We start from the raw sequence: 20,749 nt of genomic DNA, 5'->3' as shown, positions 1-20,749 counted from the left end.
AGGAACGCGACCCCAGTAATGATCACACTTCACTGCCTAGAAAACGGCGCGCTGGTGCGGCGCGTTGCCGAGGATCTGCAATCACTTCCAGACAGCGTGCTGTGGATCGACTTGCTGACGCCCACTCATGAGGAAGAGCGCTTCATCGAGGGGGTCCTGGGGGTGGATATCCCGACCCGTGAGGAGCTCGCAGAAATCGAGGACTCGTCGCGTTTCTACGAAGAAAACGGCGCGATTTTCATGACTGCCACCGTGGTGATGGGGATTACCGATCGCCGCCCGGAAAACGCTCAGGTGACCTTCGTTTTGACCCGCCATTGCCTGGTAACGGTGCGCTACACCGAGCTGAGTTCGTTTCGTCAATTCGAGGCCAAACTGGCGCGCCAGCCTGCAGCTTACAGCACAAACCACGCGATCTTCCTCGGTCTTGCCGATGCGGTTGTCGATCGTATTGCTGATGTGCTGGAAAGCGTTCAGATCCAGTTGCAAACCTTGTCGCGATGCATTTTCGATGAGCGAAAGGAGCAGCGCACGGACCTGCAGCAGATGATCCAGCAGCTTGGGCAGCACCGCTCGCTTTTGTCGCAGCTGGGCGAAAGCCTGTTCAGCTCCAGTCGCCTGACCGCTTTTTATCGATTGCATGTCGGCGACGCCAAACAGGGCGTCGCCAAGGGTTCTCTGAAGGCTATGGAGCGCGACGTCCGCTCGCTCGGTGAGCATCAGGCGCGGCTATTGGGAGACATCGCCTTTCTGCTCGATGCAACACTGGGGCTGATCAACATCGAGCAGAACGCGATCATCAAAGTGTTTTCCATCGCTGCGGTGCTTTTTCTGCCGCCGACGTTGGTAGGAACCGTGTACGGCATGAACTTCGAGCACATGCCAGAGTTGGGCTGGCCGTTTGGCTATCCCATGGCGCTCGGAATGATGATTGTCTCGGCGATCATTCCATACGCCTGGTTCAAGTTTCGCGACTGGCTCTGATCAACCGAAGAAATACAGGACAAGGCAAAACACGCCCAGCAGAGTCCATACGCTGCCAAAAATGATCGGCGTACGCAGGGAAAACAGCAGGGTGCGCTTATAGCGTTCGCCACCGGCCGGGCTGTTTCCTTCGCCGAATAGCGCAGAGTCATGGTTGGGCAGTAGGCCGACGTTGCCCTCTGTCTGTAGCAGCTCGGCTTGCTTGCGGTGCCAGCGCTCTATGACGTTGTAGCTCGCCCGGATGCCGGGTATCGCATGGACCGAGGTGAGCAACCCAAGCAATGCCAGTACGCTGGGGACGACCAGGCGAAACAGGCTGCCCCAGTCGGGGTTGGTGTTAGCCATCGATGAGGCAAAGGCGATCATCAGAAACGACTGAGAGGACAGGTAGCCGCTGGTGCGGCTGGCCAGCAGCGTCGACTCGAAGTGAATCTCCGAGCGATAGAAGTTCAGGCGTTCCTTCGCCGAGTCGAAGACTTCTGCGCCTTGCGTGTCCTTGTTCAGCAGCAGCGTTTTGAGATCGGCCATTGGAAACAATCGTTGTGGTCACAACGAATTTTGTGTGTCATCCAGACGCCTGAGTTCCCTTGGGCCGGTTCAGGTTGGCTCTGCCAAGGCCTGAAGCGCGCTACCTGTCAGGCGATAGGTGGTCCACTCGTCTTGCGGGCGCGCACCCAGCGACTCGTAGAACTTTATTGCCGGTTCATTCCAGTCCAAAACCGACCACTCGAAACGACCGCAACCGCGCGACACTGCCAGCTGCGCCAGGTGCTTGAGCAGCGCCTTGCCCGCCCCAGTGCCACGGGCTTCGGGTGTGACGTACAGATCTTCGAGGTACAGGCCGTTGCGGCCGAGCCAGGTGGAGAAGTTGAAGAAAAACACCGCGTAGCCGATCGGCTCACCATCGCGCTCGCAGATGAGTGCGCTTGCGGTGGCGTTCTCTGCGAACAGGCTGGTTTCAATGCCCACGACATCGGTTTTGACTTCGTGCTCGGCGCGTTCGTAGATCGCCAGTTCGGTGATGAAACGCAGGATCAGCGCGGCATCCTCGCGACTGGCGGGGCGGATGTTGAGGGTCATGACTCTCTCCGGTCCGACAGGTGCGAGCCATCTCGCGCCTGCCCTGGGTGACAAGACTTAGCGAGCGGCCAGCAACGCACGGCCACGCTGAACAGCCGCACGCACCTGCGACGGCGCGGTGCCCCCGATGTGATCACGGGCGTTCACCGAGCCTTCCAGTGTCAACACCGCAAAGACATCGTCGCTGATCTGATCGCTGAACTGGCGCAGCTCGTCGAGGCTCATCTCAGCCAGATCCTTGCCGGTTTGCACGCCGTACTTCACAGCGTGGCCGACGATCTCGTGACAGTCGCGGAACGGCAGCCCTTTGCGAACCAGGTAGTCGGCCAGGTCCGTGGCGGTGGAGAATCCGCGCAGCGCGGCTTCACGCATGATAGAGCGCTTGGGCTTGATCGCCGGGACCATATCGGCAAAGGCGCGTAGGCTGTCGCGTAGGGTGTCGGCGGCATCGAAGAGTGGTTCCTTGTCCTCCTGGTTGTCCTTGTTGTAGGCCAGTGGTTGGCCTTTCATCAGTACGAGCAGACCGCTCAGCGCGCCGAATACGCGGCCGGTCTTGCCGCGTACCAGCTCCGGTACGTCCGGGTTCTTCTTCTGCGGCATGATCGAACTGCCTGTGCAGAAGCGATCCGGCAGGTCGATGAACTGGAACTGAGCGCTGGTCCAGAGCACCAGTTCTTCGGAGAAGCGCGACAGGTGCATCATGGCCACCGAGGCAGCGGCACAGAATTCGATGGCAAAGTCTCGATCCGAGACGCCGTCCAGCGAGTTGCCGGAAATGGCTTCGAAGCCGAGCAGCTCACAGGTGATTTCACGCTGAATTGGATAGGTTGTCCCGGCCAGCGCGGCCGAGCCCAATGGCATGCGGTTGGTGCGCTTGCGGCAGTCGAGCAGACGCTCATGGTCGCGGCTGAGCATCTCGAACCAGGCCAGCAGGTGATGACCGAATGTCACTGGCTGTGCAGTCTGCAGGTGGGTGAAGCCGGGCATGATGGTGTCCGCTTCGGCTTCTGCCAGGCTCAGCAAGCCTTCTTGCAGGCGGGTGATCTCTCCAAGAATGGTGTCGATTTCATCACGCAACCACAGGCGAATGTCGGTAGCGACCTGGTCGTTGCGCGAGCGACCGGTGTGCAGCTTCTTGCCGATGACGCCGATGCGGTCGGTCAGTCGGGCTTCGATGTTCATGTGCACGTCTTCCAAGTCGACGCGCCAGTCGAAGGTGCCGGCCTCGATCTCGGCCTGGATGTCCTTGAGGTTCGCGATGATCTGGTCACGCTCGTCCGCACTCAGCACGCCAGCTTTTTCCAGCATGGTGGCGTGGGCAATCGAGCCCATGATGTCGTGCCGATAGAGACGCTTGTCGAACTCGACGGAGGCGGTGAATCGGGCGACGAAGGCGTCGACGGGCTCGCTGAAACGGCCGCCCCAGGACTGGTTGGTCTTGTCGGTGCTCATGAATGCGCTCGCAAATCCGATAGGCAAATGGAAGGGGCCGAATGATAACAGGGTTACGCACGGCTTCCGCGATGCAGGCAGCGAGCAGTTCTGATCAGGCCTTGAACTGGCCGAGGCTGGCTTCAAGCCGCTGTGCAAGCACACCCAGCTCCTTGCCGCTGGCTGCGGTTGCAGTCACTGCATCGGCGGATCGTTCGGCTTCGGTGAGGATGACCTCGACCCGCTCGCGTACGGCCGTTGCGGTCTCGGCTTGTCGTTCCGCGCCTTTGGTAGCCTCACGCACGACCTGATGGACTTGCTCGACGGCAGTCTGCAACGCGCGCTGCAGGTCGCGACTGCTTCCCAGGGAGGCCTGGCCGCTTTCGGCTTGCTTGCCAGCCGTGCTGATTGCCGAGACGGCGTCACGAGCGCCGCGTTGCAGGCTTTCGATATGCGCCTGGATATCGCCGGTAGACTGCTGAGTCTTGCTGGCGAGCGCTCGGACTTCATCGGCGACCACGGCGAACCCACGGCCGCTTTCGCCGGCGCGAGCAGCTTCGATTGCAGCATTGAGCGCCAGCAGGTTGGTTTGCTCGGCGATGCCCTGAATTACGGTCAGTACCACCTCGATCTGTTCGCTCTGCTTTGCCAGTTTTTCGATCACCGAGGCGCTTGTCTGTACGCCGCTGCCAAGCGCCTCGATCGTACGGCCCACCTGTTCGGAAATCGCCTCGTTTTCCACCGCGGCCTTGCGAATCGAGGCGACCTGATCGAGAGCGGTCTGCATGGCCCGGCTTTCATCCTGGGCGCGCTGAGTCATGTCGGCCAGAGCCTGCAGGCTTCCGGCGACTTCGTCACGCTGGCGCGCGGCAGCCGCGGCAGCGGAGCGACTACGGTTGCCCAGGGTGTCGATTTCCGTCCCGGTTTGTACGGCGATGGCACGTGCCTCCTGGACGATAGGCTGAAGCTTGGCCAGAAACAGATTGACCGCATCAGCCATCTCACCCACCTCGTCTGCGCTGTGAATCTTCACGCGCTGGGTAAGGTCGCCGTGGCCGGTCGAGAGGCCGCGTAGTGCGGTGTTGAGCTGGCCCAGCCGGCGTAGTACCTGACGGCCAAGCACCAGCGTGACGGCCAGCAGGAGCAGTGTCCCGGTCGCCGCGAGGCCGACGCTGATCTTCCAAAGTAGCGCCGAAGCCGAGCGCTCCACCGCTTTCTGACTGTTGGACTCGATGCTTCGTGCGACATCCGTTGCAGCGGCCAGGCCTGACGCCATGATCTTCGCGCTGTCGCTGGCCGTTGACGCGAGACCGGCCTCCACCAGACTTGCTCCGCTGGCAACCAACGTCTGGAAGCGACTGTCGAAGGCCTCCAGCTCAGTGCTCACCGCGGAGGTTGAGAAGCCGAGGATTACCTGACCGATGTCGGCGCCTTTGGGGTTGATCGATTGCTTGGCGAGATACAGCGTCGGGTCGCTCTCGGCCGCAGACAGCACTTTGTCGAATGCGGTACGTCCGGTGCCCTTGCTCAACAGCGCTTTGACTCGGGGATCCTGGCGATTCAAGTGACGGGTGAGCTGGTTGCCATTGGCATCGAAATAAGCGACGAAGACGACCGCCGGGTTGCGGTGAGCCATCCTGACAAACTCGGTCAGCGCCGGTACGTCGTTGTCCCAGATCGCTGCTGGCGCAACGCCGGCAAGCAGCGTGGCGAGGTCATCCCCGGACTGCTTGAGGTGACGTTCAAGTACGTCTTTGAGCTGCTTCTGCTCGTCGGTCAGTTGCTGCGTCAGTCCGCTGGACAGAGCACCGGTCATCCGTTCGGCCAGCTTGGCCAGCCCGGCCCCTACCTCGGCATCTGCCGAACGCAGCGCTTGCAGTAGTCGCCCCGAGTCTTCGCTCAGGCTTTGCTCGATGTCTTGTTCTAGCCCGTCGATGGTGCTCCGGGTCAATGCGAGAGCAACCAGGACCTGCACCAGAACGGCGCCGCATAGCGTCAGGAATACCGGCCGTAGCAAGCGGCTACGCAGAGAGGATAACAGCAGCACGAGTCAGTACTCCTAGAGCAGCGCTAACGGTTAGCGAGGTGAACAAAGCGATGCAAGCACTACGCCATCATGCGCCATGACAAGCTGTTCATAGAACCCCTTCTATCGGCCGATACCGCCGAATGCATGACTGCCGAAGCGTGGAACTGGCGACCGTTCGTCACCTTTGGCTCGCGCCGAGCCGATAGACTAGGCTGTTAGTGCGCAACGGCCAGCGCCCACCTTGCCGGGCTCACCTTGTTTTGCACGCCCACCGCGCGGACAGTCAATTCATGCGAGTAAAAAAAACCGATCGGACGCGGCCGGCGGCCCTTACCGATGACTTCTTCGTGCCTGAGCTGTGCCAGCCCGACGCACTGCTTGGCCTGGTACTGCTAGCGGAACTGCTGGTATTGGTGTTGGTGCTAGCCGAGCCGATGCAGCCTGGGTTCAACTGGATGCGCCTGGCTCTGGCGTCACTGTTCGTGCAGTGGGTGATGCTGCTATCGGCCGGTCTGACCTGTCAGCTACGGCCGCTGCTGGCTCGGCTGCCGGTTTGGCTGGCGGGACTTGCTTGCTGCGCAATGGTGGTCGGGTTGACGCTGGCGTGCACAGCGGTCGCCGATATCTATCAGCTCGGTGGCCCGCTGACCCGCGTCGGCGAGGTGAATCTGTACCTGCGCCATGCATTGATCAGTTTGATCATGTCTGGCTTGTTGCTGCGCTATTTCTATCTTCAAAGCCAATGGCGGCGGCAGGAACAGGCTGAGCTGCGTGCGCGCATCGAGTCATTGCAAGCACGAATCCGGCCGCATTTCCTGTTCAACAGCCTGAACAGCATCGCCAGTCTTGTGGTCACCGATCCGGCCAAGGCCGAGCAAGCGGTGCTCGATCTCTCCGATCTGTTTCGTGCAAGCCTGGCGCGCCCCGGTACCTTGGTGCCCTGGCGTGAAGAGTTGGAACTGTCACGCCGGTATCTCTCCATTGAGCAATATCGTCTCGGCGAACGGCTGAAAGTCGAATGGCAGGTCGACGCCGTGCCGGATGATCTGCCGATTCCCCAGCTGACCCTTCAGCCGCTTCTGGAAAACGCGCTTATTCATGGAATCCAGCCAAGGATCGAAGGCGGGGTCATAAGCGTGGCGGCGTACTATGCTGATGACGTGTTCCATTTGCAGGTCAGTAACCCCTTCGACGAAACGGCTCCAAAGCTGCCATCTAGAGGGACTCAGCAAGCGCTGCTCAATATAGACGCACGATTAACGGCACTTTTCGGTCCCGCGGCGAGTCTCAGCGTGGAGCGGCGTAATGCCCGATACTACACCTGTCTACGCTATCCGTGTGCGACACAAAAGCAGGAAGCCAGAACTGTATGAATGTGCTGATTGTCGATGACGAACCTCTAGCCCGCGAGCGCCTCAGCCGACTGGTAGGTGACCTTGACGGCTATCGTGTCCTGGAACCTTCCGCCTCCAATGGCGAAGAGGCGCTGTCCCTGATCGAGGAACTGCGTCCCGATGTTGTGTTGCTGGATATCCGTATGCCGGGGCTTGATGGCCTCCAGGTCGCAGCCAAACTATGCGAGCGCGACGCGCCTCCCGCTGTGATCTTTTGCACCGCCCACGACGAGTTTGCTCTGGATGCTTTCCAAGTGAGCGCCGTTGGTTACCTGGTCAAGCCGGTACGGCCTGAACACCTCGCCGAAGCGTTGAAAAAAGCCGAGCGGCCCAATCGGGTTCAGCTCGCGGCGCTGACGCGTCCCGCAGCGGTAAGCGGTACCGGGCCGCGCAGCCATATCAGCGCGCGGACCCGCAAGGGCATCGAGCTGATCCCTTTGCCCCAGGTGATCTACTTCATCGCCGATCACAAATACGTAACCCTGCGTCACGAGGGCGGTGAAGTCCTGCTGGATGAGCCGTTGAAGGCGCTCGAGGACGAGTTCGGCGAGCGTTTCGTCCGTATCCATCGCAATGCGCTGGTCTATCGCGACCGTATCGAGCGTCTGCAACGTACGCCTCTCGGCCATTTTCAGCTGTTCCTCAAAGGCCTCGAAGGCGAGCCGCTTACCGTTAGCCGCCGTCATGTGGCGGGTGTGCGCAAGCTGATGCAGAACCTCTGATCTGGTTTCAGGCGCTATGGACAGGCGCCCCGCTCCAGTTCAACCGTCTTTCCGGGCGGCTTTGCTTGATCCCTGCCAAACCGATCGCTCCTCCTGGCCTGTTATCATCGCCGGTAGTTCATCTGCCTGGAATTGTTCATGTCCCGCGAAATTCGCATTGCCACCCGAAAGAGTGCCCTGGCCCTGTGGCAGGCCGAATACGTCAAGACGCGTCTGGAGACCGCTCATCCGCATGTGACGGTGAGTCTGGTGCCGATGGTTAGTCGTGGCGACAAGCTGCTCGATGCGCCGCTGGCAAAAATTGGTGGCAAAGGCCTGTTCGTCAAAGAACTTGAGACTGCCCTGATGGAGAACGATGCAGACATCGCCGTGCACTCCATGAAGGACGTGCCCATGGAATTCCCCGAGGGGCTTGGCCTGTATTGCATCTGCGAGCGGGAAGATCCGCGCGATGCGTTCGTTTCCAACCACTACGAGAATTTCAATGCGCTGCCCTCAGGCGCGGTCGTGGGCACCTCCAGCCTGCGGCGGCAAGCGCAGCTGCTGGCACGTCGCCCTGATCTCAAGATCCAGTTTCTCAGGGGCAATGTGAACACTCGTCTGTCCAAGCTCGACGCGGGTGAGTACGACGCGATCATCCTGGCGGCAGCCGGCTTGATCCGCCTTGGGTTTGGCGACCGCATCCGCGCCAGCATCAGCGTCGAGGACAGCTTGCCTGCAGGCGGGCAGGGCGCGGTCGGCATCGAGTGTAGGACCGGCGACACCGAGCTGCATCAGCTGCTTCAATGCATGAACGATCCCCACACCGCGACCCGCGTCACCGCCGAGCGAGCGCTGAATCGCCATTTGAACGGCGGCTGCCAAGTGCCCATCGCCTGTTACGCAGTACTTGAAAATGACCAGCTGTGGTTACGTGGTTTGGTCGGCCAGCCGGATGGCACCCTGTTGCTGCGCGCCGAAGGCAGAGCACCTGCTGAAGAGGCCGAGTCGCTGGGCATTCGCATTGCACAAGAGCTGCTTGAGCAGGGCGCGGGTCAGATTCTGCAAGATATTTATGGCGAGACCGGTAAGGCGTGAACGGCTGGCGGCTATTGCTGACGCGACCGGCAGAGGAATGCGAATCGCTAGCCGCCACGCTTTCAGATCGGTGCATCCACAGCGCAAGCCTGCCACTGCTCGCGATCGAAGCCCTTGCTGAGACGCCTCAGCAGCGCACGACCATGCTTGGGCTGGACCGTTACGCTGCGGTGGTAGTCGTCAGCAAGCCGGCCGCGAGGTTGGGCCTGGAGCTGCTTCGCCGCTACTGGCCGCAGGCGCCGGGCGGGCAAGCCTGGTTCAGCGTTGGTGCGGCGACTGGCGCGATACTTGCCGATTACGGTCTGGACGTGAGCTGGCCGGTCTGTGGTGACGACAGCGAAGCCCTGCTTGCTTTGCCTCGATTGGCTAAGGCAATAAGCGTGCCCCATCCAAAGGTTCTGATCCTTCGAGGCGAAGGCGGACGCGCGTTTATGGCCGACACGCTACGCGCTCGTGGCGTGCAGGTAGACAGCCTCGAGCTGTATCGGCGTCACTTGCCGGATTACCCGCCAGGCACGCTGCTCAAAACCATTCGCTCGGAACGGCTGAACGCGGTGATGGTCAGCAGTGGACAGGGTTTGCTGTCGCTACGCAGCCTGGCCGGCGCCGATTGGGTCGAGCTGCTTGAGCTACCCTTGTTCGTACCAAGCCCACGCGTGGCCGAGATGGCCGCTCAGTTGGGTGCTAACAGAATTGTGGACTGCCGCGGTGCCGGTACTGCGGCTTTGCTAGCGGCGTTACGGGAGTTTCCCCAACCCGCTTCCTGATGCAAAGGATGGAAACGTGAGCGAAGTAGATTCCGATAAGCCAGCGCAGCAACCTAAAAGCAATAATGATCCTGCGACTCCTGCCAAGGAATTTCCGCCGAAGGGCGCCGCGGGCGCCGCTCCAAAGGGACCGGCAAGCAATACCTCAAAGGCGGGCAGCGCTGGAAAAGGCATGGCGGCTATTGCGCTGGTGGTGGGCCTTGCAGGTCTTGCGGCGGGCGGCTACAGCGTCTGGCAGACCCAGCAGCTGGCCGATCAGGAGCAGCAACAGCAGCAGTCGGCGCAGGCTACGAGCGAGCAGACCCGTCAGCTGGGTGAGCGCAGCCAGCAGCTGGCCAGCCGTCTCGGCAAGCTCGAGCAATTGCCGTCGGCCGAGCAACTGGAGGAGCGTCGTCGCCTGCTTTCCGAACTGCAGAGCGATCAGCAGCGGCTAGCGGGGCGCGTTGAGCAGGTCCTCGGAGCCAGCCGCGAGCAATGGCGGCTCGCCGAAGCCGAGCACCTGATGCGCATGGCGATGCTGCGTCTGTCGGCCATGCAGGACGTGAACAGCGCTGAGTCGCTGCTCGCCGAAGCGGATCTTATCTTGCGTAAACAAGACGATCCAGGCGCCTATGCAGCACGGCAAAAGTTGCTCGAAGGGCTTGAGGCGCTGCGCAGTCTGCCGGAGCTGGACCGTACCGGCTTGTTTCTCCAGCTTGGCGCGTTGCGTGGACAGGCCAATCAGCTCAACGGCTTGGCGCCTGAATTCGAGGCAGGTCAGGGCACAGACGGTGGACAAGCTGATAGCCGCTGGCAGCGTTGGTTGAACGAGCTGACACGGTATGTCCGGATCGATTTCGATGCTGGCAATAGCGTCAAACCATTGCTTGCAGGGCAAAGCCTGGCGCAGGTTCGTTTGGCGCTGTCATTGGCTATCGAGCAGGCGCAGTGGGCTGTGCTCAATGGCAACGAAAAGGTCTATCAGCAGTCGCTGGATCAGGCGGCGCAGCTCATCGAGGATCACTTCAGCGAAGAAAACGGTCAGAGCCGCGGCCTTCGGGATCGCATCGAGGAACTGAAGAAACGCCAGGTGGCGGTCAGCCTGCCAGACCTCTCGCCTGCGCTCCGAGCGCTACAGAGCTACGTACAGGATCGTGAGTCGTCTGAACGTTCGCAGTCACCTGCTGAGAGCCGTACAGAACAGCCCACTGACGAGGCGAGCCCGGTACCTGACCAGCCGGCAACAGACGAGCAGTCGGCCGAAGAGGGGCAGCGCGCATGAAGCGGTTTGCCTTCGTCCTGATTCTGTTGATTGCGATCGTCGGGTTCCTTGGCTGGGCCATCGCCCAGGACTCAGGCTATGTTCTGATCAGCTATGACCGCTTTCGCTACGAGTCAAGTTTTTGGATCTTCGTAGGGCTGATTGCGTGTCTCTGGTTGCTCGCGATGGTGGTGCACTGGGTGCTCGGCCTGCTGCACACGTCCGGCGCACTGGTTAACCCATGGTCGCGTCGTCACCGGGAGCGGCGTGTCAGCAAGGCTTCACGCAGCGGTTTGCGTGAGCTGGCCGAGGGGCAGTGGAGCCCTGCATTGGGTCATCTGCGCTCTGCTGCCGAGCACGACCATCACCCGCTGGTGCATTACCTGGGTGCCGCGCGTGCTGCCAATGAGCTGGGCGAGCACGAGCAAAGCGATGAGCTGCTCCGCAAGGCAAGGGAGCGCGAGCCCGGATCAGGCCTCGCCATTGGCCTGACCCACGCGCAGTTGCAGATCGCGAGGGGACAATATGGCGAGGCTCGGGAAACCCTCAATGCGCTGCACGGCGAACACCCCCGTCATCCCTATGTGTTGACCTTGTTGCAGCAACTCTATGTTCAGCTCGAGGACTGGTCGGCTTTGTGCCGTTTGCTACCCGAGCTGCGCAAACAGCGCGTTTTGCCGCCGGCTCGCCTGAGTGAGCTCGAGCTGCTCGCTTGGACTGCATTGCTTGAGCAAGCCGGTCAACCCCCGGCGGCCTACAGCGAGGAGTCGTTGCAGGCGCTAAACCAGAAGTGGCAAACCGTCCCGTCAGGCCTGCGCAGTGAATCGCTGCTGGTGCGAGCCTACGCAGATGGTTTATCCCGGTTGGGTGCAGATGCGAAGGCTGAAGAGGTGCTCTATGCAGCGATCAAGCGTCAGTTCGACACCCGCTTGGTCGAGCGCTACGGTCGTGTCCTCGGTAAGGAGCCCTCTCGCCAGCTGGCGAATGCTGAAGGCTGGCTCAAGGCTCATCCGGAGAATGCCGAGCTGCTGCTCGCGCTGGGTCGGCTGAGCATGCGCAACGCGCTGTGGGGCAAAGCGCGTGACTATCTTGAGGCAAGCCTGAGGTTCGAGCACCGGCCAGAGACCTGCGCCGAGCTAGCGCGTCTGCTGGCCCAGCTTGGCGATAACGAGCGCAGTAACCGCCTGTTTCAAGAAGGACTGGGCCTGCTGGAAAGCCCTCAACTGCCCCCGACGCAAGTGGCCACCAACAGCCAATAGTCGGCCCGCTCGTGATGGCCGTCCCGCGGCTCTGCGCTGCATCATGCGTAGCGCTTGCAGCCAGGGTCGGTCGGCACTACCGTAGCGTGCTTTTCCACCCTGCGGAGTTGCCATGAACCTGGCCAGCCCTCGTTCGCTGTTTCTTCTGGCTTTCATCGGCTGTGTGCTGATGATGATCGCTGCGCTGTACCTTGAGCACGTAGTAGGGCTCGCGCCGTGCCCTCTGTGCATTGTGCAGCGCATCTGCGTCATCGGTTTCGGTCTGGTCTGCCTGTTCGCTGCGGTTCATGGGCCGCGCAAGACCGGGCGTCGCGTCTATTCGGTGCTAGCGCTGTTGTTCGCCCTCGCCGGCGGCGCTACGGCGATACGTCAGATCTGGCTGCAAAGTATCCCGGCCGATGAGCTGCCGAGTTGCCTGCCCAGTCTCGAGTACATGATGGATGCGTTGCCGTTTCAGGAGATTGCCAAGCTGGTGCTTCATGGTACGGCCGAGTGCGCTGAGGTCAGCTGGACGCTGCTCGGCATGAGCATTCCTGAGTGGACTTTGCTTGCCTTCATTGCCATGACCGTCTTCGGTATCTGGCAGCTGCTGCGCCGCGATTGAGAGCTTTTTGTCCAAACGCGCGAATGATCGTTGCACTTGGCGGTCAATGAGCAAGGCGAAGCGGTGTTGTCCGAGATATGCAGGGGAAATTGTTCCTGCTGCTTGATGCTTCGTTCTGTGCAGCTTAGTCTGCCCAGGCGGCGTCGGTTTTCTGCCAATTTCGCTGTCACTCACCCAAGGCCGATATCCCAAGACAGAAAACCGTCTCGGAAGGCGTAACAAGCAACATCGATTAGGGAAGTGAGGTCATCATGCTCGAGAGCTGTCGGAACGCCCAGGAACGCTGGGGAGGTGTACACCTGTTGATTGATCGCTGGCTGCAGGAGCGCCACGCGCTGATCAACGCATACGATGGGCTGCATGGGGGTGCCGAAGCGGCCACCCGCCCGGCCTTGCAAAAATTCTGCGAAATCCTGCTGGACTATGTGTCGGCTGGGCATTTTGAGATCTACGAACAACTGCTCAACGAAGCTGAAGCGTTCGGTGACAAGCGCGGTCTGGATCTGGCGCGTCAGATTTATCCTCGTATTGAGGCTATTACCCAGGTTGCGGTTGCGTTCAATGATCGGTGCGACAACGGTGAGTGCCTTGACAATCCCGGCCTTGCTGAAGAGCTGAAGCATTTGGGCCAGTTGCTGCATGAGCGCTTCGAGCTAGAAGATTGCCTGATCGAAGTGCTGCACACCGCACACAAAGAGCTCGCTGCCACCGCCTGACGGATGTCGGCCAGACGCGAGCGAAGGATTGCTCGTAGCGCGCTTCGCTGAGCAGTTGGCGGATGACTGCGGTCCGTCTAGTATGGCCGCACCAATCCCGCCAGGAGGCGCTTTCATGCCAGCAAAGAAAAACGCGGTGGCGACCCCGCTGCACTTGCTTCAGCAGTTGTCGAAGAGTTTGGTGGTGCATCTGGATAAAGCTTGCACCGATGCCCAGAAGGACGCAGAAATTCTTTTGGCCAAGCTCGAAAAGCAGCGCGGCAAGACGCAAGAGAAATTGATCAAAGCGCGCGCCAAGCTCGACGAGGCAGGCAATGCTGGCAAGTCGAAGGCGCAGACCAGGGCTCGCTCCAAACTGGCCGAGCTGGATGACATGCTCTCCCTGCTGCAATCACGGCAGAGCGAAACCTTGAGTTACCTGGCCGACCTCAAGCGTGATGCAGAGCAAAGTTTGAACCTGGCGCAGGGTGTTACGCAGGTCGAGAAGGCTGCGGCGCAGGCGCTGGAGGCACGCAGCAAGGCTGCGCCGTCACGTTCGGCATCCGCGCAACGCAAGACTCAGCCCGCCACAACCAAGCCAGCTGCGGCGAAGCGCTCATCCAGCAGCTCGAGCCCGGCGGCGAGCAAACCAGCGGCCTCCAAAGCTGGCAAGCCCACGCCGGCTAACGCCTCCAGCCCAGCTGCCGAAAACAATGGCACCGAGAAACGTCCCGCTCGGCCTGCACGTAGTCGCGCAAAGCCGAAACCGGCAGCAGCTAAGCCATCTAGCACGGCCAAGCCCGCTGCCACGCGCAAGCCAGCCGCCACACGCAAGCCTGCCTCAACCAAGACCGGTGGCGCGGATCAATCCGCCCCGCCCGCGTCCAGCTGAGAGGCTGCGCGGCGCAGTACGTCCAGTAAGGCATAGGCGTCTGCATCGACGCCCATGCCCAGTTGATCCAGCCAGTCGTTTGATCCTTTCATTGCCGGCCAGCGCTGCGTTGCCTGTTGAAGGCGTTCGAGCTGAATCCGTTCGGCGTCCAGTTCCAACGTTTTGACGCGCTTGCGCAAGTCGGCGAGCTCAGTGTCCATGACAGCCTGCTCGCGCCACGCCTGGCGTAGGTTTCGCAGGGGCGCTACCACCGTCGCCTGCCAATCGATGCTGAACCGTCTGAGCTCTTCCAGTCTCTGTGCATTATGGGGCACGCCTCTCGCTTCCAACCAAGCGCAGGCAAGCAGTAGGCAGACATCCATTCCTAAGGCCTGTAGATCAAGGCACGCCTTTTCTACGCGGGGCTCTGCATAGCAAGCGAGGGCGAAATTCCAAAGATCGTCTCTTTTCATATGTGATGGTTTTTTTCGTGTGCGGCCGGATGGATTTCCAGGCGACCTGATAAACTCCGCCGCCATTATGATCCGACTTCAGAACCTCACTCTACAGCGCGGCCCGCAGCGTTTGCTCGACGGCGCCGAGTTGACCCTGCACCCCGGCCAGAAGGTCGGCTTGGTCGGTGCCAACGGTGCTGGTAAATCCAGCCTGTTCGCCCTTTTGCGTGGCGAATTTACCGCCGACGGCGGCGATTGCCAGATCCCGCCAGACTGGCGCATCGCACACATGCGCCAGGAGGTCGACACGCTCGATCGGTTGGCGATCGATTACGTGCTGGACGGCGATACCGAGCTGCGCCGCATTCAGCGCGCGCTGATAGAGGCTGAAACCGCCCATGATGGTGGTGCGCTGGCTCGCTTGCATACTGAGCTCGACAACGCCGACGGTTATACCGCTGACGCGCGGGCACGCAAGCTATTGGCAGGCCTGGGTTTCGCCAATGAGCAAATGGATCGGCCGGTTAGCAGCTTTTCGGGTGGCTGGCGGATGCGCCTGAACCTCGCGCAAGCGCTGATGTGCCCGTCGGATTTGCTGCTGCTCGACGAACCCACTAACCACCTTGATCTGGACGCAATCCTCTGGCTGGAGGCATGGCTCAAGAGTTATCCCGGCACCTTGATGCTGATTTCCCATGACCGGGATTTCCTCGACGAAGTCGTGAGCAACGTTGTGCATGTTGAGCAGCGCAAGCTGACGCTATACCGAGGTGGTTACTCTGCGTTCGAACGGGCGCGTGCCGAGCGTCTGGCTCAACAGCAGCAAGCCTTTGAAAAGCAGCAGGCGCAGCGCGAGCACATGGAGGATTTCATCCGCCGCTTCAAAGCCAAGGCAAGTAAAGCTCGCCAGGCTCAAAGCCGAATCAAGGCGCTGGAAAAGCTTGAAGAGCTGGCGCCTGCGCACATCGACTCTCCATTCGATTTCGTATTTCGAGAAGCCGACAAGGTGTCCAGCCCGTTGCTAGACATGAGCGAGGGGCGTCTGGGCTACGGCGAAAAGACCGTCTTGAGCAAGGTCAAGCTTCAGCTGGTGCCCGGTTCACGGATTGGCCTGCTCGGACCCAATGGTGCGGGCAAGTCGACGCTTATCAAGACGCTGGCCAACGAGCTGCAGCCCCTAGGTGGTCGCCTGCAGCGTGGCGAGAACCTGGTTATCGGCTATTTCGCTCAGCATCAACTCGATGCGCTGGACGCCAAGGCCAGCCCGTTGCTACACCTGCAGCGGATTGCGCCAGGCGAGCGCGAGCAAGTGCTGCGGGACTTTCTGGGCGGCTTCGATTTTCGCGGCAATCGCTGCGACGAGCCGGTGCTGAACTTCTCCGGCGGCGAAAAGGCTCGCTTGGCCCTGGCACTGATTGCCTGGGGTAAACCCAATCTGCTGCTGCTCGATGAGCCGACCAACCATTTGGATCTTGAGATGCGCCTGGCCCTTACGCTGGCGCTTCAAGATTTCGAAGGAGCGGTACTGGTGGTCTCCCACGACCGACATCTGCTCAAGAGCACCACTGACGAGTTTCTGTTGGTAGCCGAAGGGAGTGTTGTTGCCTTTGATGGCGACCTCGAAGATTACGCGCGCTGGCTGGTTGATTTTCGGGCCCGCCAACAGCCGACTTCGGTAACCGAGCCGGCCGGGGATAAGACGGACAAGCGTGCGCTGCGCCAGGCTGCCGCCGCGTTACGACAGCAGCTGGCACCGCTCAAGCGGCAATCCGACAAACTCGAAAAGGATCTGGCCGGTGTGCAAGAGCAGCTCGGCACGATTGAGCAAAGTCTTGCTGACAGCGCACTCTATGACGCGTCGCGCAAGGACGAATTGCGCAACCTACTGGCCAGGCAGGCTGAACTAAAGGGGCGCGAAGCCGAGCTGGAGGAAGCCTGGCTGGAGGCGCTCGAAGCGCTCGAATCGTTGCAAAGTAAATTGGAGGCGAGCGCATGAACGAGCGTATCCTAGATCTCTCGCACCAGTGGCAGGACCAGTTGCTGCTGGCCCTTCAGGTGTTGCTGATTCTGCTGGTCGCCTTTGTGCTGCAGCGCCTTGTCGTTCGTGGGCTGTCGCGACTCGGCAGTCGTTATCCGCTGCCTTCCGAGCTGCTCTTGCCGCTGCGCGCAGGAATCCGTTGGCTGATCATCGGTGGCGCGCTGATTATGGTGTTGGAGCGGTTTGGCGTATCGGCCACGGTGCTCTGGACGGCCTTTTCTGGATTCGTAGCCGTTGCCGCGGTGGCCTTTTTCGCCATGTGGAGCGTGCTGTCCAACCTGCTATGCGCGGCGCTGATTATGACGGTCGGGCCGTTTCGGCTCGGTGATGTGGTGGAGTTGGTCGAAAGCTTTGACAAGCCCATCGTCAAAGGGCGAGTCACTGATATCAACCTGCTCTATACCATCCTCGAAGAAACCGCTGAGGATGGAGCGTCGGTAGTCGTCCATGTGCCCAACAGCTTCTTCTTCCAAAAGGTCCTGCGCCGTTGGCGCGGAACCGATATCCGACCCCACATCAACCGCACCCATCACGAGTAACATTCATGGAATGGCTAAGTAACCCGGAAATCTGGGTCGCATTTCTGACGCTGACGGCGTTGGAGATCGTCCTTGGCATCGACAACATCATCTTCATCTCGATCCTGGTCGGTCGTCTGCCGAAAGAGCAGCAGCCAAGAGCGCGTTTCTTCGGCTTGGCTTTGGCGATGGGCACGCGGATTTTGCTGCTGTTGTCGATTGCATGGGTGATGCGTCTCACCGCCGACCTGTTTACAGTGTTCGAACATGGGGTGTCCGGTCGCGATCTTATTTTGTTCTTCGGGGGGTTGTTCCTTCTGTTCAAGAGCACCATGGAGATCTGGCACAGCGTTGAAGGTGAGGAGGAAGACAGCAGCGGTGCGGGCGGCGCCGTAAAGGCCGGGTTCGTCGGCATCATTCTGCAAATCGCAGTGATTGATATCGTCTTCTCGCTGGACTCGGTGATCACGGCTGTCGGCTTGGTCGACAACGTTCAGGTGATGATTGCCGCGATCGTCATCGCTGTTGGCGTGATGATGCTAGCTGCCGGAACCATCAGCAACTTCATCGAGAAGCATCCCACGCTCAAGATTCTGGCGCTGTCTTTCCTGATTGTGGTCGGCACCCTGCTGGTGGCCGAAGCTTTCGGTGCTCACGTGCCAAAAGGCTATGTGTACTTCGCGATGGCATTCTCGCTAGGGGTAGAGGCACTCAATATCCGCATGCGCAAGAGCATGAATCGAAAGCTGAAAGAACCAGTCAAGCTCGGCAAGGATATGCCGAACTAGTTGCTTCATAGGCCGCACCCTCTCCGTGCGGCCAGATCTTGAGAGGATCCACCATGACGCTCGATACCTGGCTTGCTTTCCTGGTTGCCTGTTGGGTAATCAGCTTGTCGCCGGGGGCCGGGGCTATCGCGTCCATGTCTTGCGGCTTGCAGTACGGATTTTGGCGCGGGTATTGGAATGCGATTGGCCTGCAGCTGGCATTGGCGCTGCAAATTGCCGTGGTGGCGGCTGGCGTCGGTGCTGTTCTGGCAACCTCTTCGTTGGCGTTCAGCCTGATCAAGTGGTTCGGTGTCGCCTATCTGCTATGGCTGGCGCTTAAACAATGGCATGCAGTGCCGGAGCAGCTCGACGACAGCGCAGCGCCACGGCCCGTCGGGCGGCCCCTGACGCTTGTGCTGCGCGGTTTTTTGGTCAACGCAAGCAACCCCAAGGCGATCGTGTTCATCCTCGCCGTGCTCCCGCAGTTTCTCGACCCGCAGCGCGATCTGGTGCTGCAGTACATGCACATGGGCAGCACTATGGTAGTGGTCGATCTGATCGTGATGGCGGGTTACACCGGCTTGGCAGCAAAGGTTCTGAGGTTGCTGCGTACGCCGCGCCAGCAGCGTGCGGTCAACCGTAGCTTTGCAGTCATGTTCGCAGGGGCGGCCGGCTTGCTCGCAACTGTACGGCGGGCCGCTGTGTGAGCCCCGGCGAAACCTTGCGTGTCTGGGTCGATGCTGATGCCTGTCCCAAGGCAGCCAAGGATCAGCTGGTAAAGTTTGCCCTCAAACGAAAACTCGAAGTGGTCCTGGTGGCCGGACAAAGCCAGATGAAGCCAGCGTTTGCCTGCGTTCGATTGATCGTCGTGCCGAGTGGGCCGGATGCAGCGGACGATTATCTGGTTGAGCACGCTCAGCCTGGTGAGTTGGTGATCTGTAGCGATGTGCCGTTGGCGGATCGGCTGGTGAAGAAGGGGGTCGCGGCCCTTGACCCCCGCGGCCGCGAGTTCGACGAGCGCAACATGGGTGATCGTCTGGCGGTGCGTAACCTGTTTACAGATCTGCGCGAGCAGGGCCAGGCCGGCGGTGGCCAGGCCGCTTACAGCGAGCGGGATCGCCAAGCGTTTGCTAACGCTTTGGATCGCCTGATCACCCGCATGGCGCTGGCGAGAAGCCGCTAATCAGCGACGAATGCTGTCGAGCCGTTCATCCACTTGCGGCTTTGCTCGCGTTCTTCATCGTTAATCTGACTTAGCCGCATAAGTAAGTACCGGTACCGACTGCGACCAGTACGCCTTCATCATTGTGCAGTTCAGAGCGAACCACGGCGACCTTGTTGCCGGAGCGCAGGAGTGTTGCGCTTGCGCTGAAACGCTGGCCCCGGCCAGGTCTGAGGTAATCGATACGAAGATCGATCGTGCCGAGCCGAGACAGTCGCAGCGCACGCTCCTCAGCCGTCAGGTGCTGATGCTTGTCGAGCGAGCTGATCATGGCCATGGCGCCTCCTGCGACGTCGAGCAGAGAGGCAATCACACCCCCGTGCAGGATGCCGTGGACGTAGTTGCCGACCAATTCCTGTTTCATCGGCAGATGCATGACGATCCGCTCACGGGAGACCTCGTCGAACTCGATGCCGAGGTAGTTATTGAAAGGGATGCGGTCGAAGAGTTGACGGACGGCTTGTTGCTGTCCGTCGGTGCTGTCGATGTCGTGAGTGTTCATTGGGGCTCGCTTGCTTGGCAGTTCGGATCAAGCTGCCGAACCTTGTCTGCCTCCGCCAGTGTTGAGGCACGAGAGCCGGTAGGATTGGCGGTTTAGCCATGCAACGCGCCCAGCTCTGCGGCTTCCATCAGGGCTGGGTTGTGCTGGCATCACATTAGCTGGCGTTCGTCAGCTCCAACACGCGGTCGACCAGCTTGTAGATACCGCCTGCAGCCTCGCTGATAGACTGCGCAAGCATATAGGCGGGGGTCGTGACCAGTTTGTGCTTCGGATCCTCGACGATGTCACCGACCTCACAGGCTTCGTGTTCAGCGCCCATTTCGCGTGACGCCACCGCCGCCGGATCCTCATCATGGCCTAGCGTACAGATGACTCCGGAGCCGAAGATCTGTGCAGCCATGGTCGGTGCGATGCACATCATGCCTACCGGTTTCGCAGATTTGGCGAATGCCTGTGCCAACTCGAGCACGTCTGGCAGGATGTGGCAGGCGGCGCCTTGGCTGGCGAAGTCCGACAGGTTTTTTGCCGCGCCGAAACCGCCCGGCATGATAAGGGCATCGAAATCATCCGCACGGGCGTCACGCAAGTCCTTGATCTCCCCACGCGCCAGGCGTGCGGACTCGGTGAGAACGTTACGGCTTTCAGGCATTTCCTCTCCGGTAAGGTGGTTGATCACATGCATTTGCGCGATGTTAGGCGCGAAGCACTGCACCTTGGCGCCACGCTGGTCCAGGCGCAACAGGGTGATTACGCTTTCGTAGATTTCGGATCCATCGTAGACGCCACAGCCGGAGAGGATCACGGCGACTTTCTTGTTCATAGCTACTCCTGAGTATCAACAGCCCGATGGTCACCGGGCGATGGATTGAATGCTAATGCGTGCTTCGGTTGCAGATAAGCCCACGTCCTGCTCATTGGATCAGTCGGCACGGTCGGCGTTCGCTATGCACAGGCTCTAGCGGGTGAGCTTCAGCCCGACGGTAATTGATCAAAGCACTGGCAGAGGCTGACCTCGGTGGCGACAATGGATCCAGCTTACCTGCCGAACAGAATGGTTTGTCATCAAATCGTCATGTGCCCGGCTTATAACCGTC

General features: G+C 60.4%; 22 protein-coding genes. 15 read left to right on the top strand and 7 right to left on the bottom strand.

The window, feature by feature from the left end:
* The first annotated feature begins 18 nt into the window (after positions 1-18).
* Positions 19-984 (top strand): magnesium transporter CorA family protein, encoded by a 966-nt coding sequence (locus JQR87_RS17565; RefSeq protein WP_407294678.1) that lies wholly within the window; start codon positions 19-21, stop codon positions 982-984.
* Here JQR87_RS17565 and JQR87_RS17560 read toward each other — a convergent pair whose 3' ends face one another.
* From JQR87_RS17560 to JQR87_RS17545, 4 genes are all read right to left on the bottom strand, one after another.
* A complete protein-coding gene (locus JQR87_RS17560) occupies positions 985-1,512 on the bottom strand; it encodes a hypothetical protein (RefSeq protein WP_407294680.1) in 528 nt (175 codons plus the stop codon).
* Positions 1,513-1,581: 69 nt separating this feature from the next.
* On the bottom strand, positions 1,582-2,064 hold the full coding sequence (locus JQR87_RS17555; RefSeq protein ID WP_407294681.1) for a GNAT family N-acetyltransferase: 483 nt from the start codon (positions 2,062-2,064) through the stop codon (positions 1,582-1,584).
* Positions 2,065-2,121: 57 nt separating this feature from the next.
* Positions 2,122-3,516, bottom strand: coding sequence for an argininosuccinate lyase (gene argH, locus JQR87_RS17550; RefSeq protein ID WP_407294683.1), 1,395 nt, complete (start codon positions 3,514-3,516; stop codon positions 2,122-2,124).
* 94 nt (positions 3,517-3,610) lie between these two features.
* The gene (locus JQR87_RS17545; RefSeq protein WP_407294685.1) at positions 3,611-5,542 is read right to left on the bottom strand and encodes a methyl-accepting chemotaxis protein; all 1,932 of its coding nucleotides are present in this window, start codon (positions 5,540-5,542) and stop codon (positions 3,611-3,613) included.
* A 272-nt stretch (positions 5,543-5,814) separates the two neighbouring features.
* On the opposite strand from JQR87_RS17545, the gene JQR87_RS17540 reads away from it, so the two are divergent.
* From JQR87_RS17540 to JQR87_RS17500, 9 genes are all read left to right on the top strand, one after another.
* On the top strand, positions 5,815-6,897 hold the full coding sequence (locus JQR87_RS17540; protein WP_407294686.1) for a sensor histidine kinase: 1,083 nt from the start codon (positions 5,815-5,817) through the stop codon (positions 6,895-6,897).
* Entirely contained in the window at positions 6,894-7,640 is a 747-nt protein-coding gene (locus JQR87_RS17535) for a LytR/AlgR family response regulator transcription factor (RefSeq protein ID WP_045430882.1), read from the top strand. Before JQR87_RS17540 ends, JQR87_RS17535 begins: the two co-directional genes overlap by 4 nt.
* Positions 7,641-7,778: 138 nt before the next feature.
* Positions 7,779-8,717 carry a hydroxymethylbilane synthase gene (gene hemC / locus JQR87_RS17530; protein WP_407294688.1) on the top strand — a complete coding sequence of 313 codons (939 nt, stop codon included), beginning with the start codon at positions 7,779-7,781 and terminating at the stop codon, positions 8,715-8,717.
* Positions 8,714-9,484 carry a uroporphyrinogen-III synthase gene (locus tag JQR87_RS17525; RefSeq protein ID WP_407294690.1) on the top strand — a complete coding sequence of 257 codons (771 nt, stop codon included), beginning with the start codon at positions 8,714-8,716 and terminating at the stop codon, positions 9,482-9,484. Before hemC ends, JQR87_RS17525 begins: the two co-directional genes overlap by 4 nt.
* Before the next feature lie 16 nt (positions 9,485-9,500).
* Positions 9,501-10,745, top strand: coding sequence for a uroporphyrinogen-III C-methyltransferase (locus tag JQR87_RS17520; RefSeq protein WP_407294691.1), 1,245 nt, complete (start codon positions 9,501-9,503; stop codon positions 10,743-10,745).
* On the top strand, positions 10,742-11,983 hold the full coding sequence (locus JQR87_RS17515) for a heme biosynthesis HemY N-terminal domain-containing protein (protein WP_407294693.1): 1,242 nt from the start codon (positions 10,742-10,744) through the stop codon (positions 11,981-11,983). Before JQR87_RS17520 ends, JQR87_RS17515 begins: the two co-directional genes overlap by 4 nt.
* A gap of 112 nt (positions 11,984-12,095) precedes the next feature.
* Entirely contained in the window at positions 12,096-12,587 is a 492-nt protein-coding gene (locus JQR87_RS17510; RefSeq protein WP_407294695.1) for a disulfide bond formation protein B, read from the top strand.
* A gap of 251 nt (positions 12,588-12,838) precedes the next feature.
* A complete protein-coding gene (gene rsd / locus JQR87_RS17505) occupies positions 12,839-13,303 on the top strand; it encodes a sigma D regulator (RefSeq protein WP_407294696.1) in 465 nt (154 codons plus the stop codon).
* Between the two features lie 115 nt (positions 13,304-13,418).
* On the top strand, positions 13,419-14,174 hold the full coding sequence (locus JQR87_RS17500; protein WP_407294698.1) for an AlgP family protein: 756 nt from the start codon (positions 13,419-13,421) through the stop codon (positions 14,172-14,174).
* Here the strand turns inward: JQR87_RS17500 and JQR87_RS17495 are convergent.
* Positions 14,147-14,626 carry a TIGR02444 family protein gene (locus JQR87_RS17495; RefSeq protein ID WP_407294700.1) on the bottom strand — a complete coding sequence of 160 codons (480 nt, stop codon included), beginning with the start codon at positions 14,624-14,626 and terminating at the stop codon, positions 14,147-14,149. The genes JQR87_RS17500 and JQR87_RS17495 overlap by 28 nt on opposite strands.
* A 67-nt stretch (positions 14,627-14,693) precedes the next feature.
* Here JQR87_RS17495 and JQR87_RS17490 point away from each other — a divergent pair, with 67 nt between their 5' ends.
* From JQR87_RS17490 to JQR87_RS17470, 5 genes are read left to right on the top strand one after another with little or no spacing between them, the layout of a single operon-like run.
* On the top strand, positions 14,694-16,604 hold the full coding sequence (locus JQR87_RS17490) for an ATP-binding cassette domain-containing protein (protein WP_407294702.1): 1,911 nt from the start codon (positions 14,694-14,696) through the stop codon (positions 16,602-16,604).
* Positions 16,601-17,185 (top strand): mechanosensitive ion channel domain-containing protein, encoded by a 585-nt coding sequence (locus JQR87_RS17485; RefSeq protein WP_407294704.1) that lies wholly within the window; start codon positions 16,601-16,603, stop codon positions 17,183-17,185. The genes JQR87_RS17490 and JQR87_RS17485 overlap by 4 nt, the downstream gene beginning before the upstream one ends.
* Positions 17,186-17,190: 5 nt before the next feature.
* A complete protein-coding gene (locus JQR87_RS17480; protein WP_407294706.1) occupies positions 17,191-17,952 on the top strand; it encodes a TerC family protein in 762 nt (253 codons plus the stop codon).
* 53 nt (positions 17,953-18,005) lie between these two features.
* Positions 18,006-18,638 (top strand): LysE family transporter, encoded by a 633-nt coding sequence (locus tag JQR87_RS17475; protein ID WP_407294708.1) that lies wholly within the window; start codon positions 18,006-18,008, stop codon positions 18,636-18,638.
* 14 nt (positions 18,639-18,652) lie between these two features.
* Positions 18,653-19,114: a YaiI/YqxD family protein gene (locus tag JQR87_RS17470; protein ID WP_407297651.1), complete on the top strand. Its 462-nt coding sequence runs from the start codon at positions 18,653-18,655 to the stop codon at positions 19,112-19,114.
* A 70-nt stretch (positions 19,115-19,184) separates the two neighbouring features.
* On the opposite strand, the gene JQR87_RS17465 is transcribed toward JQR87_RS17470, so the two are convergent.
* Positions 19,185-19,655 carry a thioesterase family protein gene (locus tag JQR87_RS17465; protein WP_407294709.1) on the bottom strand — a complete coding sequence of 157 codons (471 nt, stop codon included), beginning with the start codon at positions 19,653-19,655 and terminating at the stop codon, positions 19,185-19,187.
* Positions 19,656-19,809: 154 nt separating this feature from the next.
* Entirely contained in the window at positions 19,810-20,475 is a 666-nt protein-coding gene (elbB, locus tag JQR87_RS17460; protein WP_407294711.1) for an isoprenoid biosynthesis glyoxalase ElbB, read from the bottom strand.
* Positions 20,476-20,749 lie beyond the last annotated feature (274 nt).

The organism is Stutzerimonas stutzeri (genome assembly GCF_051028275.1).
GTDB lineage: Bacteria > Pseudomonadota > Gammaproteobacteria > Pseudomonadales > Pseudomonadaceae > Stutzerimonas > Stutzerimonas stutzeri_AS.
This window is presented reverse-complemented; position numbering and strand designations above follow the sequence as displayed.